Raw genomic sequence first — 12,297 nt, forward strand, 5'->3', positions numbered from 1 at the left:
AAACCAATTCATGCAAGTTTAGATCGTCATTTATAAGGCTGAGGTGGAACACCATGACGATCAAGACAACCGACCTGTGCGACGAGCATGGCGACAGGGTCCGTGTGTTGGCGCCGCTCTTTGCGGACCTTGGCGGGCGTAGCGAAATGACCGGTCCGGCCGTGACCGTTAAATGTTTCGAAGACAACTCACGTATTAAAGAGCTCAGCCTCGAGCCGGGCGAGGGGCGGATTCTCGTGGTTGACGGCGGTGGAAGTGATCGTTGCGCGCTGCTGGGCGATGTGATCGCGGTCGATCTGGTGAAAAATGGCTGGGCCGGCGCGCTTATCTATGGCTATGTGCGCGACAAGGCCGTGCTGCGCGACCTGCCGATCGCGATCAAGGCACTGGGTGCCTCGCCGCGCAAGTCGATCAAGCGCGACGAGGGGCAGGTAGGCGTGCCAGTGACCTTCGCCGGGCAGATGATTGTTCCCGGTGATCGTCTTTATGGCGATGACGACGGCGTGATCATCCTTGATGTTTGAGCCACGCTCGGGGTCTCGCCGTCCCGCAGCCTGATAACAACTGAACGGAGGTACTAGGCGTGGCCCAATCCAAACGCGTCTTCTTGATCCATGCGGTCTCGGTGGCAATGGAGCCGATCCACGGCGCCTTTCAGCGTCTTTGGCCTGAATCCACAACATTCAATTTGCTGGATGACTCGCTCTCACTGGACTTGGAAGCCGCCGGCGCGCTGACACCAGCCCTGTCCGGTCGGCTGCTCGACCTGGCCCGCTATGCCGAGTCGGCCGGCGCCGATGCCATCCTCTTCACCTGCTCGGCTTATGGTGATGCCATCGACGTCTGCCGCGAGCAGTTGTCGATCCCAGTGATGCGCCCGAGCGAGGCGATGGTTGCGGAGGCCCTAAAACAGGGCAGCCGAATAGCAGTGTTGGCCACGTTCGAGCCGGCGATCGCCGCGATGCGTGACGAGTTTCAGGCGATGGCCGCGGCGCAGGGTCGCAGCGTAGAGATTCAGCCCTACATCTGTGCCGAGGCGATGGTGGCGTTGCGCGCGGGTGAAGTGGCCAAGCATGACCAGCTGATCGCGACAATGGCGGCTCAGGTCTGCGACGCCGATGTGCTGTGCTTCGCCCAATTCTCCATGACCTCTGCAGCCGAGGCGGCGCGCGGTGCCACCCGGCAACCGGTGCTGACCACTCCAGACAGTGCCGTGCTCAAGCTGCGGCAGATGCTTGCGGGGCCGCCTGCTCAACAGGCGCTCGACACATTACGGTAATTACTCTCGCCGCCCACGAGCGGCAATCATCAAGGAAGCAAAACCATGCCGGAAATTGTCGTTTACGCCGTCGCAGGACGGACCCATGAGCAGAAAAAGATGCTGATGCAAAAGATCACCGAGGCGGTCATCGACAGCTTCGACGTGCCGCGTGAGCGAGTGGTGGTACAGATCGTCGAATCCGATCCGAACAACAAATCTCGTGGCGGCGTGCTGTATAGCGAGCGCTGAGCGAACCGGCCCGACGTCGAGGTACGCCGCTCTTTGCATGGAAGGCAGACCGGCGTGAAGGCCCCGCCCCGCATCGGCATACGACAAGAGCTGTCTCGTCGGTACAGGCGTCGGGCGCCACGATGCGATGACTTGTCGGCCGGCCCGACCCTGGAGCGATCCGAATGCGCTACGACCTCTTCACCCTGAACGTTTTTGTCGCTGTCGCCGAAGAACGCAACCTCACCCGCGCGGCCGAGCGCATGCATATTGCAGTGTCGGCCGTGAGCAAGCGCATTTCGGAACTTGAGCAGCAGGTTGGCTCGCCGCTGTTGCTGCGCTATGCGCGAGGTGTCGAGCTCACGCCGGCCGGGCAGTCGATCTTGCATTACACGCGTGAGCTGAGGATGGTGCTTGGGCAAATGGACGAGGAATTGGCCAGCTATGCCGCTGGGGTCAAGGGCCATATCCGCATCCACGCGATCACCTCCGTCCTGACGCAGTTCCTGCCCGCCGATCTGGAGCGGTTTCTCGGCAGCTATCCGCAGATCAACTTCGACATCGAGGAGCGCGTCGGCTCTGCTGTCGTGCGCGCCGTGACTGAAGGCCGAGCCGATCTCGGCATCTTTGCCGAGCACACCCAGGCGCCCGGGTTGGAAGTCAGGCCCTATCGGCAGGACCAATTGGTAGTGGTCAGCGCACAGGGGCACGAAGTGGCGGGGCTATCGAGCATTTCTTTCCGTGACGTGTTGGAGCATGAGTTCATTGGCCCGCACCTGGACAGCTCGCTCTATACGCTGTTCTCGAATCAGCAAGCCGAGCTCGGAATGACCATGCGAGTCAGGGTTCGGGTCAGCAGCTTCGAGTGCATGTGCCGCCTGGTGGCGGCGAACATAGGGGTCGCCATTTTGCCCAAGGCGGCGATCACTCAGTACCTGCGACCGTTCAAATTGAAGATGACCGTGCTCGACGAAGCCTGGGCGAAGCGGATGCTGGTGGTCGGGGTGCGGAGCATGGACCTGCTGACACCTACGGTGCGAACCTTGGTGGAGCATCTCGGCACTCGTTGAGCTGTCACTAAGCGTTCTCCGTCGGAGAACGCCCGTTGTCGAATCGCCAATTTTCCCCCTCTGACCATGGCTCTAGGATGAAAGCGAATCCGGGAGGCACGTCAGGCAGCGCTTTGAAGATGCCGGCGCTTGACCATCACGTTCCTTTGGCCGTTGGCGGCTCTGCGCCGCGCGCCTGACGCCTTCCAGATGGCCGTCGCAAGGTTTGCACCGAATGGTTCTGTCGGTCAGGCAGCTCTCATTATTCGTGAAGCCGGCCTTGCGATCTACACCCATGCCTGATCGGAAACTTCGATGTACGCATATGTTGGAAGCCGCACGACGCGTGAACGCAATGCACGTGGTGAAGGGCTGAGCGTTTTCCACTTCGATGACCAGCGCGGCGTGCTGACGCCTGTGCAGGTTGTCGAGGGACTGGTCAATCCGTCCTATCTGACGCTCAACGGCAAGGGCGACATGCTCTATTGCGTGCATGGTGATCGCTTCGAGGTCAGCGCTTTTCGTGTCGACAAGGCGACCGGACGGATCGTCTTTCTCAATCGCCAGGACACACAAGGCAAGAACCCGGTACACCTGGCGCTCGATCCGGACGAGCGTCACCTGATCGTCTCCAACCATATCGGTGCGAGCCTAGCGGTGCTGCCGATCGAGGAAGACGGCAGTCTGGGCTCGCTGAAGCAACTCGTGCAGCTGGATGGCGAGCCAGGACCTCATCGGATTGAGCAGCCGCATGCGAAGCCGCACTTCAATTTATTCGATCACTCGGGGCGCCATGTACTGGTGCCCGACAAAGGCCTGGATACGATTTTCTGCTTTCGCTATGAAGCCGGCGCTCTGTCCACGACGGCGGTTACCTCGGTAAAGGCCCGCGAGGCGGCGGGCCCGCGGCATATGGCGTTTCGCCCGCAAGGGGACATGGCGTACGTCATTAACGAGTTGGATAACACGGTAGCCGCCTATGGCTACGACACGCAGACAGGGGTGCTGAGCCCCAGGCAGGTGTTGTCCACCCTGCCTGACAGCTACACGGGCAACAGCCGTGCGTCGGGCATACAGGTCGATGCGCAAGGGCGCTTCCTTTACGCCTCGAACCGCGGTTTCGACAGCATCGCGGTGTTCGCCATCGATCTGCAAACAGGGCTGCTCAGTTTTGTCGCAGCCATACCCAGCCAAGGAAAAACGCCACGCTATTTCACACTCAGCCCCGATGGGCGCTACCTGTTTGCGCTCAACGAGGACAGCGATTCGATCGTCACCTTCGCTGTTGATCACCAACTCGGCCTGCTCGAGGCAACGGGCGAGCAGGTAACCACAGGTAGTCCCGTTTGCATGATCTTTTCAGCCTGAAATCAGATAACAACAAGACGGTCCGCGTTTAGGTGACCGGGTGAGGCTCACAATGACAACAGAAAGCAACAGCCTGGAAAAAACCGTGGTGCGCAAGGTCACCCTGCGCATCATTCCCTTCGTATTCCTGCTCTACATCGTGTCGTATCTGGATCGCGCGAACATCGGCTATGCCGCGCTGCAAATGAATGCCGAGCTGGCATTGACCAGCGAGGCATTCGGCTTCATCTCCGGCATCTTTTTTCTTGGTTATTTCCTGTTCGAGGTGCCGAGTAACGTCCTGCTCAACCGCTACGGTGCGCGGGTGTGGATTGCACGCATCCTGGTGACCTGGGGCATCATCGCGGCTGCCACTGCGTTCGCCGAGTCGGCTGCCCAGCTCTACGTGCTCCGGTTCCTGCTCGGCGTCGCGGAAGCCGGCTTCTTCCCTGGCATCATTGTTTATCTGACCTACTGGTTCCGCTCGAAAGAGCTGGCCACCACCGTTGCCTTGTTCACCGCGGCTATCCCGGTCTCCTACATTATCGGCGCGCCACTGAGCACCTGGATCATGGACAACATCAGCTGGGGCGGCTGGAGCGGCTGGCGCTGGATGCTTTTCCTGGAGGGAATCCCAGCCGTGTTCCTGGGCGTTGTATGCTACTTCTACCTGACCGACAAGCCGGAGCAGGCCAAGTGGCTCAAGCCGCAAGAGCGCGACTGGCTGTTGAACGAACTGGAAAACGACCGTAAAGCGAAAAAAAACGTCAAGCACTTTGGCGTCATGAAGGCCATGACCAACCCAAAGGTGCTGTACCTCTCGTTTATCTACTTCGTCTACCAGTGCGGAAGCCTGGGAATCGGCTACTGGATGCCGCAGATCATCAAGGGCTTCTCCGAGTCGCTGAGCCATACGCAGATCGGCCTGATCGCAATGGTGCCTTACATCGTCGCGACGTTCATGATGATTGGCTGGTCACGTAGCTCCGATCGCCACGGCGAGCGGCAGTTGCACTCAGCGATTCCGCTGGCGGTGGCCACCGCGGCCATGATCGGCGCCGGCATGTTTACAGACCCCATTATCGCCATCGCCATGATCAGCCTCGCGCTGGCCGGGTTGTACAGCTTCAAGTCGCCGTTCTGGGCGTTGCCAACGTTGTTTCTGAGCCGGACGACGGCTGCCGTTTCGATCGCCGTCATCAACTCAGTTGGCAACCTAGGCGGTTTCTTCGGGCCATCAATGATAGGGATGGTCAAGGAAAGCACCAACAGTACGGCCATCGGGCTGCTATTTCTCAGTGGCCTGCTGGCAGTCGCCTGCGTTATGACTTTGCTTATGCGCATCAACAAGCAAGACGACGAAGACGTCGTATCTACAGCCGTTCAGAATAAGGTGAACTCATGAAAGTCGACCAAGACATACTACAAGACCTTGCCCCGACGGGCGTACTGCGGGCCGCGATCAACTATGGCAATCCGGTGCTGGCGCAACGCGGGGCAGATGGCCAGCCTGGCGGCGTCTCCACCGCGCTGGCAAAGGCGCTGGCAGAGGCGCTCGGGGTAGACGTCGAGTTCGTGACCTTCGATGCAGCAGGCAAGGTTTTCGCGGCGTTGTCCGAGGCCCGCTGGGACCTGGCGTTCCTGGCCATCGAGCCTGTTCGGGCTGAGGAAATTGAGTTCAGCCACCCGTACGTGATCATCGAAGGCACCTACCTGGTCAAGGAAGATAGCCCGCTCCGTTCGGTCGCCGAGCTCGATCGGAAGGCGCTGCGCCTGGCGGTAGGGAAGGGCGCGGCCTATGACCTGTTCCTGACCCGTACCCTGTCCGAGGCGGAGCTGGTCCGTGCACCGACTTCTGCGGCTGCGGTGGACTGGTTCGTCGAACAGAAATTGGATGCCGCTGCCGGCGTCCGCCAGCCACTTGAAGATTTTGCCAAGGCTAACCCCGGCTATCGTGTGCTTGACGACAGTTTCACCGAGATTCGGCAGGCAATGGCTGTACCCAAGGGCCGCCTGGCCGGGGCTCGGTACATCCGAAATTTCCTCAACGAGAAGATCCGCAGCGGCTTTGTCGCGGAACAGTTGCGCCAAAGCGGCCAGCAGGATGTGCGGGTAGGGCCTGAGGTGGGCTGAGCAGGGGAGTCATTGTCCGGCGAGTCAGTTAGCCTTGCATTACCCTAGCGGTTCAGGCTCATCAACAGTCCAGTCCTGTCGTGGGCAGAGCAGAGGGGACGCTGTATCCGAGGCGACCGCCGACGCCTCTCCAGCGTCTTTGGTGCAGCCTTCGAATGGCTGAGGTGCGCGGGCCGGGCATTTATCTGCGCACTACCTTGCCTGGTTTCCGCGTCATGCTCTTCACCCCACAAAAACAACCGGAGGTGTCTGGTCTGTTCGGGGCTGAGTGGATTCTGGCTTAAGGTGGATGATGTCCGCCGCAAGGAGTGTTTCATGAGCCAGAACGAATGACGTTTTCAAGGCGGTAGATTAGATGCTTGCCGGCCCCCCGCTTCGCCATGTAGCCGAGACGATGGGCATCACTGAAAGCCTGCTGGGCAAATGAAGCGGCTCGCGCTTATTTGGCTTAGGTATCCTCACTACTCCCTCCACCCAAGGCCTTGAACAGGTCGATCCGGTTGCTCTGCTCGGTGAGCCGCAGCGCGATCAGCGTTTGCCGCGCGGCGTACAGCGTCCGCTGTGCATCCAGTGCGTCGAGGTAGCTGCTCGCCCCGTTGCGGTAAAGGGCGTCGGCCAACTGGTAGCTGCGCTCGGTGGCGTCGGTCAGCGCCTGCTGCGCGGCCAGGCGTTCCTGCAAGGTGCCCCGCACGGCCAGGGCGTCGGCGACTTCACTGAAGGCGGTCTGGAGGGTCTTTTCGTAAGTGGCGAGCTGGGCCTCGCGTTCGCTGCGGGCCGCTTCGAGCGAGGCACGGTTGGCGCCGGCATTGAAGATCGGCACGGTGATGCTGGGCGCGAAGCTCCAGGCACCGCTGCCAGCCTTGAACAGCCCGGCCAGCTCGGAACTGGTGGTCCCCGCCGTGCCGGTCAGGCTGATGCTGGGAAAGAACGCCGCCCGCGCCGCGCCGATGTCGGCGTTGGCTGCTTTAAGCGAATGTTCGGCGGCGAGCACGTCGGGGCGCTGCTGCAGCACGGTCGACGGCAGCCCGGCCGGCAGGTCGACGAGTTCGGTCGCGCGCGCTTCAAGGCCCTGCGGCAGCAGCGCTTCGTCCAACGGCGCGCCGACGAGCAGCGTCAGGGCGTTGAGGTCCTGCTGTACTTGGCTCTGGTAGGCGGCCACGTCGACCCGGGCCGACTCGACGGTGGTCTGGGCCTGTGCGAGCGCAAGGCCCGACGTGTTGCCCAGCGCATGGCTGCGTTGCAGCAGATCGTAGCTGGCCTGCTGGCTCTGCCAGGTATCCTCGGCCAAGGTCAGCAGTTGGCGGTCTGCGGCCAGGGTGAGCCAAGCCGTCGCCACCTCGGCGACCAGGCTGATCTGCGTGCTGCGCCGTGTTTCGTCGAGCGCCAGATACGCCTCCAGCGCGGCGTCGCTGAGGTTCTGCAAGCGCCCAAAGAGGTCTAGCTCGAAGCTCAGGCTCGGTCCGACGCTGTACTGGTGCTCGATGGCCGTCGTGCCCGCATTGGGCGTGCGGCTGTGGCTGCCACTGGCGTCGCCGTCCACCGCCGGGAACTGGTCGGCCCGCTGGATGCGGTACTGCGCCCGTGCGGTCTCGACGTTGAGCGCGGCGACGCGCAGGTCGCGGTTGTTGGCCAGGGCGAGCTGCACGACCTGGCGCAGCCGGGGTTCGAGAATGAACTGATCGAGCGACACCAGCGCCTCGGCCGGGGCGGTCGGCGCGACGACCTCCCGGTGCCACTGGTCAGGAATGGGTGCTTCTGGACGCTGGTAATCGGGGGCCAGGTTGACGCAACCGGTCAGCGCAATGGCGAGAAACAATGGGGTGAAACGGGCAGAGCGGATCATGCTTGAACTCCTGTGCCCATCGGGGCGGGCTCGCGGCGGGTGCCCAGGCGGCGCACCAGTACGAAGAACAGCGGAACGAAGAACAGGCCGAGCACGGTGGCGCTGAGCATGCCGCCCAGCACGCCGGTGCCGATGGCCTGGCGGCCTCCCGCTCCGGCGCCGGTGGCCAGGGCCAGCGGCAGCACGCCGAACATAAAGGCCAGCGAGGTCATGAGGATCGGACGCAGGCGCTGGCGGCAGGCCTCCAGCGTCGCCTGGAGCAGGTCCTGGCCCTGCTCGTGGAGCTGCTTGGCGAACTCGACGATAAGGATCGCGTTCTTCGCCGCCAGGCCGACCGTGGTAAGCAGCCCGACCTGAAAGTACACGTCGTTGCTCAGTCCGGTCAGGCTGGTGGCATAGACCGCCCCGACGATGCCCAGGGGGACAACCAGCATGACCGCGAACGGAATCGACCAGCTCTCGTAGAGTGCCGCCAAGCAGAGGAACACGAAGAGAATCGAGATGGCGTAGAGCATCGGTGCCTGCGAGCCGGACAACCGCTCCTGGTACGACTGGCCCGACCACTCGTAGCCGACGCCGGCCGGCAGTTGCGCGATCAGCGATTCGACCTCGGCCATGGCCTCGCCGGAACTCACCCCGGCAGCCGGATCGCCCACCAGTGCGACGGACGAGTTGCCGTTGTAACGCTCGAGCAGTGGCGAGCCGTAGGCCCAGTCGGCACTGGCAAAGCTGCTGAAGGGCACCATCTCGCCTGCATCGTTGCGCACGTACCAGCGCTTGATGTCATCGGTGCGCATCCGCGCATCCGCTTCGCCCTGGACGTAGACCTTCTTTACCCGGCCGTTGTGCACGAAGTCATTGACGTAGCTGCTGCCCATGGCGGTGGACAAGGTGTCGTTGATGTCGCTCGTCGACAGGCCAAAGGCGCCGGTCTTGCGGTCGTCAATGTTCAGGTGGAACTCGGGGGTATCGTCCAGCCCGTTGCTGCGCACGCCGACCAGCTTGTTGCTCTTGGCGGCGAGGGCCAGGAACTGGTCCCGCGCCGCAACCAGCGCTTCATGGCCGATGCCACCGACGTCCTTGAGCTGCAAGTCGAAGCCCGAGCTTTCGCCGAGCCCGCGGATCGCCGGCGGCTGCATGACGAAGATGCTGGCGTCGCGAAGGCCAGAGAGTTCGCCTGTGGCGCGGCGAGCGAGGGCGGCAGCGGTGTGCTCAGCACCTTCGCGCAGGCTCCAGTCCTTGAGCTTGATGAAGGCGCGGCCGGAATTTTGCGCATTGCCGCCCATGCCGAGGCCGGTCACAGTGATGAGCGAGTCGACCTCTGGCTGGGCAAGCAGGTAGTCGATGAATTCGGACGTGGCGGCCTGGGTCCGCTCGTCGGTGGCGCCCACCGGCAGCTGGATCATGGCCATCAACATGCCCTGATCCTCGTCCGGCAGAAACGCGCCGGGCAGACGCAAGTAGCCGACCGCCATGGCGACGATGACCAGCGCATAGACCAGCAGCATGCGCGAACCGCCACGCAACACCCGCGACACGCCACGTCCGTAGCGCTCGCTGTTGCGATTGAAGGAGCGATTGAACCAGCCGAAGAAGCCGCGCCGCTCGCCATGAGCGCCGGGGCGCAGGAGAGTGGCGCAGAGCGCCGGGCTGAGGGTCATGGCGACCAGTACCGAAAGCACCATGGCGCTGACGATGGTCACCGAGAACTGCCGGTAGATGGCGCCGGTGGAACCGCTGAAGAAGGCCATCGGTACGAATACGGCGGAGAGCACCAGGGCGATGCCGACCAGCGCGCCACCGAGCTCGCCCATCGATTTGCGTGTCGCCTCGCGCGGCGGCAGGCCTTCCTCGCTCATCACCCGCTCGACGTTTTCTACCACGACGATGGCGTCATCCACCAACAGGCCGATGGCGAGCACCATGGCGAACATGCTGAGCGTGTTGATCGAATAGCCGAACGTGGCGAGCACGCCAAAGGTGCCGAGCAGCACGACCGGAACGGTGATGGCGGGAATCAGCGTGGCGCGCCAGTTCTGCAGGAACAGGTACATGATCAGCACGACCAGGGCGATGGCTTCGAACAGCGCCTTGACCACCTCCTCGATCGACAGGCTGACGAAGGGCGTGGTGTCGTAGGGGATCGCCATCTCCAGCTGCAACTCGGCGGGGAAGTTCGGGGAGAGTTCGGCGAGTCGGGTTTTCACCGCTTCGGCAACATCCAGGGCATTGGCCCCGGTCGCCAGCTTGATCCCCATCGCCGCCGACGGCTGGCCGTCGAGCGAGGCGACGACATCATAGCTTTCGCTACCGAGCTCCACTCGCGCCACGTCGGAAAGCAGCACCAGCGAGCCGTCGTTCGAGCTCTTGACCACCAGGTCACGGAATTGCTCGACCGTCTGCAGCTTGCTCCGGGCGCTGATGGTGGCGTTCAGCTGCTGGCCCGGCTTGGCGGGCAGGGCGCCGAGCTGGCCGGCCGAGACTTCGGTGTTCTGCGACTCCAGTGCCGCGGTGACGTCCGACGGCATCAGGGCGTATTGCTCGAGCTTGGCAGGGTCCAGCCAGATGCGCATGGCGTAGGCCGAGCCGAGCGTCTGCACTTCGCCCACGCCATCGACGCGGGCGATCTGGTCGAGGAGCTGGCTGTCGATGAAGTCGCCGATGTCGGTGTGGGTGATCGCCGGATCCTTCGAGCGGAAGGCGACGATCATCAGGAAGTCGCCGCCGCCCTTGGTCACCGTAATGCCCTGGTTCTGCACCGCCTGCGGCAGGCGCGACTCGGCCTGCTGCAGCTTGTTCTGCACTTGCATCTGCGCAACGTCCGGATCGGTGCCGGCCTCAAAGGTCAGGCTGATCTTCGCACTGCCCGACGAGCTGCTGGTCGCGGACATATACATCAGGCCATCGAGGCCCTTCATCTGCTGCTCGATGACCTGGGTCACCGAATCCTCGATGGTCTTGGCCGATGCGCCGGTATAGGTGGCGGAGATGTTCACCGTCGGGGGTGCGATGTCGGGGTATTGCTCGAGCGGCAGGCGGCTGATGGACAGCGCGCCGCCGAGCATCACGACGATCGAGAGGACCCAGGCGAAGATCGGTCGGTCGATGAAAAAGCGTGCCATGGGCGTCTCCTCAGTGCGTGGCAGCGGCGACGGTGGCCGCGGCGCTCATTGGCTGGGCGCTGACCGTGTCGCCGGGACGCACCTTTTGCCCGCCTTCGATCACCAGCTGCTCGCCACCGGACAACCCGGCGGTAACCCACCACTGGTTCTCGACCTGCCGGCCGAGGGTGACCTGGCGCTGGACGAGTTTGCCGTCCTCGACCAGCAGCACGTAGGTCGCGCCCGTGGTGCTGCGTGTCACCGCGCGTTGCGGTATCAGGATCGCCTGTTCGTCGACCGCCTCTTCGAGCACGGCGCGTACATACATGCCCGGCAGCAACAGCCCGTCGGGGTTCGGCACCACGGCGCGCAAGGTCACGCTGCCGGTGCTCTGCGAAACGCTGGCGCCGCTGAATTGCAGGCGCCCGGCGTGCGCGTACTCGCTGCCGTCTTCCAGGCGCAGGCGGATACTTGCCTCGTCGTCACCGGCCTTGCGCAGCCGGCCTTCGGCCAGTTCACGCTTCAGGCGCAGCACTTCGGCGCTGGACTGGGTGACGTCGACATACAGCGGGTCGAGCTGCTGGACGGTGGTCAGCGCCGTTTCCTGGCTGGCGGTCACCAGGGCACCGGGTGTGACGCTGGAGGTTTCGACGCGCCCGGAAATCGGCGCGGTCAGCGTGGTGTAGGCAAGATCGATCCGGGCGCTCTGCTCGGCGGCCTTGGCAGCGGCGTAGGCTGCCTCGGCGCTCTGCAGGCTGGCCTGGGCATCTTCGTTGTCCTGCTGGCTGATGGCGTCGATCTTGACCAGCCCCTGATACCGCTTGGCTTTCAGCCGCGCCGAGTCGAGAGTGGACTTGGCCTGTGCAGTGCTGGCCTGCATCTGCTGATAAACCGCCTCGTATGGCGCCGGGTCTATCCGGTAGAGGACTTCGCCGGCCTTGACCTGTGCGCCTTCGGTGAACAGGCGCTCCTTGATGATGCCGCCGACCTGCGGCCGAATCTCGGCGGTCAGCCAGGCCTTGGTGCGGCCCGGCAATTCGCTGGTCAGCCGCTGGGCGTGCGGCTGGACGGTGATGACCCCGACTTCGGGAACGACGTTCTGTGGTGGCTCCGCCGGCTGCGAGCAACCGCTGAGCGCGACCGCCATCATGCAGCCGAGGACGCTGCGCTTAACTGTATGCATGTCTGTACTCCCACCGGGACGATCCCGGTCGTTCATTCATGCAAGCGATGCTGCGCGGCAAATGTGCAGAGAATTTGGAGATTGCCCTAGCCGCATTGAACCGACGGCCCGGGCCGGTCTTAATAGCGCGACCTATCAAACGTGTGATCGCC

Annotated in this window: 10 protein-coding genes and 1 pseudogene; 8 read left to right on the forward strand and 3 right to left on the reverse strand. The window is 63.1% G+C overall.

Annotation, left to right across the window (positions count from 1 at the left end; translation table 11 throughout):
* The first annotated feature begins 53 nt into the window (after positions 1–53).
* From rraA to KXR72_RS01020, 8 genes and pseudogenes are all read left to right on the forward strand, one after another.
* Positions 54–524, forward strand: coding sequence for a ribonuclease E activity regulator RraA (gene rraA, locus KXR72_RS00985; RefSeq protein ID WP_437419272.1), 471 nt, complete (start codon positions 54–56; stop codon positions 522–524).
* Between the two features lie 59 nt (positions 525–583).
* Positions 584–1,279 carry an aspartate/glutamate racemase family protein gene (locus KXR72_RS00990; RefSeq protein WP_437419273.1) on the forward strand — a complete coding sequence of 232 codons (696 nt, stop codon included), beginning with the start codon at positions 584–586 and terminating at the stop codon, positions 1,277–1,279.
* Positions 1,280–1,315: 36 nt separating this feature from the next.
* Positions 1,316–1,510, forward strand: a pseudogene (locus tag KXR72_RS00995) (tautomerase family protein); the annotation flags it as partial.
* Between the two features lie 164 nt (positions 1,511–1,674).
* Positions 1,675–2,559, forward strand: coding sequence for a LysR family transcriptional regulator (locus tag KXR72_RS01000; RefSeq protein ID WP_437419274.1), 885 nt, complete (start codon positions 1,675–1,677; stop codon positions 2,557–2,559).
* A gap of 129 nt (positions 2,560–2,688) precedes the next feature.
* Positions 2,689–2,841 (forward strand): hypothetical protein, encoded by a 153-nt coding sequence (locus KXR72_RS01005; protein ID WP_437419275.1) that lies wholly within the window; start codon positions 2,689–2,691, stop codon positions 2,839–2,841.
* A 12-nt stretch (positions 2,842–2,853) separates the two neighbouring features.
* Positions 2,854–3,906, forward strand: coding sequence for a lactonase family protein (locus KXR72_RS01010; protein ID WP_437419276.1), 1,053 nt, complete (start codon positions 2,854–2,856; stop codon positions 3,904–3,906).
* Between the two features lie 52 nt (positions 3,907–3,958).
* Positions 3,959–5,290, forward strand: a complete 1,332-nt coding sequence (locus tag KXR72_RS01015) for an MFS transporter (RefSeq protein WP_437419277.1) — start codon at positions 3,959–3,961, stop codon at positions 5,288–5,290.
* Entirely contained in the window at positions 5,287–6,018 is a 732-nt protein-coding gene (locus KXR72_RS01020) for an ABC transporter substrate-binding protein (protein WP_437419278.1), read from the forward strand. The genes KXR72_RS01015 and KXR72_RS01020 overlap by 4 nt, the downstream gene beginning before the upstream one ends.
* Before the next feature lie 448 nt (positions 6,019–6,466).
* Here the strand turns inward: KXR72_RS01020 and KXR72_RS01025 are convergent, their stop codons facing one another.
* Genes KXR72_RS01025 through KXR72_RS01035 form a run of 3 tightly spaced genes read right to left on the reverse strand, consistent with a single transcriptional unit; the run spans position 6,467 to position 12,145 of the window.
* A complete protein-coding gene (locus KXR72_RS01025; RefSeq protein WP_437419279.1) occupies positions 6,467–7,861 on the reverse strand; it encodes an efflux transporter outer membrane subunit in 1,395 nt (464 codons plus the stop codon).
* Positions 7,858–10,983, reverse strand: a complete 3,126-nt coding sequence (locus tag KXR72_RS01030) for an efflux RND transporter permease subunit (protein ID WP_437419280.1) — start codon at positions 10,981–10,983, stop codon at positions 7,858–7,860. The genes KXR72_RS01025 and KXR72_RS01030 overlap by 4 nt, the downstream gene beginning before the upstream one ends.
* 10 nt (positions 10,984–10,993) lie before the next feature.
* The gene (locus KXR72_RS01035; RefSeq protein WP_437419281.1) at positions 10,994–12,145 is read right to left on the reverse strand and encodes an efflux RND transporter periplasmic adaptor subunit; all 1,152 of its coding nucleotides are present in this window, start codon (positions 12,143–12,145) and stop codon (positions 10,994–10,996) included.
* Between the last annotated feature and the right edge of the window lie 152 nt (positions 12,146–12,297).

Source organism: Stutzerimonas chloritidismutans (genome assembly GCF_051486945.1).
GTDB lineage: Bacteria > Pseudomonadota > Gammaproteobacteria > Pseudomonadales > Pseudomonadaceae > Stutzerimonas > Stutzerimonas chloritidismutans_B.

Coding starts and splice junctions, on each gene's coding strand:
- KXR72_RS01020 (WP_437419278.1), top strand. CDS start 5,287: ATGAAAGTCGACCAAGACATACTACAAGACCTTGCCCCGACGGGCGTA.
- KXR72_RS01035 (WP_437419281.1), bottom strand. CDS start 12,145: ATGCATACAGTTAAGCGCAGCGTCCTCGGCTGCATGATGGCGGTCGCG.
- KXR72_RS01025 (WP_437419279.1), bottom strand. CDS start 7,861: ATGATCCGCTCTGCCCGTTTCACCCCATTGTTTCTCGCCATTGCGCTG.
- rraA (WP_437419272.1), top strand. CDS start 54: ATGACGATCAAGACAACCGACCTGTGCGACGAGCATGGCGACAGGGTC.
- KXR72_RS01015 (WP_437419277.1), top strand. CDS start 3,959: ATGACAACAGAAAGCAACAGCCTGGAAAAAACCGTGGTGCGCAAGGTC.
- KXR72_RS01010 (WP_437419276.1), top strand. CDS start 2,854: ATGTACGCATATGTTGGAAGCCGCACGACGCGTGAACGCAATGCACGT.
- KXR72_RS01030 (WP_437419280.1), bottom strand. CDS start 10,983: ATGGCACGCTTTTTCATCGACCGACCGATCTTCGCCTGGGTCCTCTCG.
- KXR72_RS01000 (WP_437419274.1), top strand. CDS start 1,675: ATGCGCTACGACCTCTTCACCCTGAACGTTTTTGTCGCTGTCGCCGAA.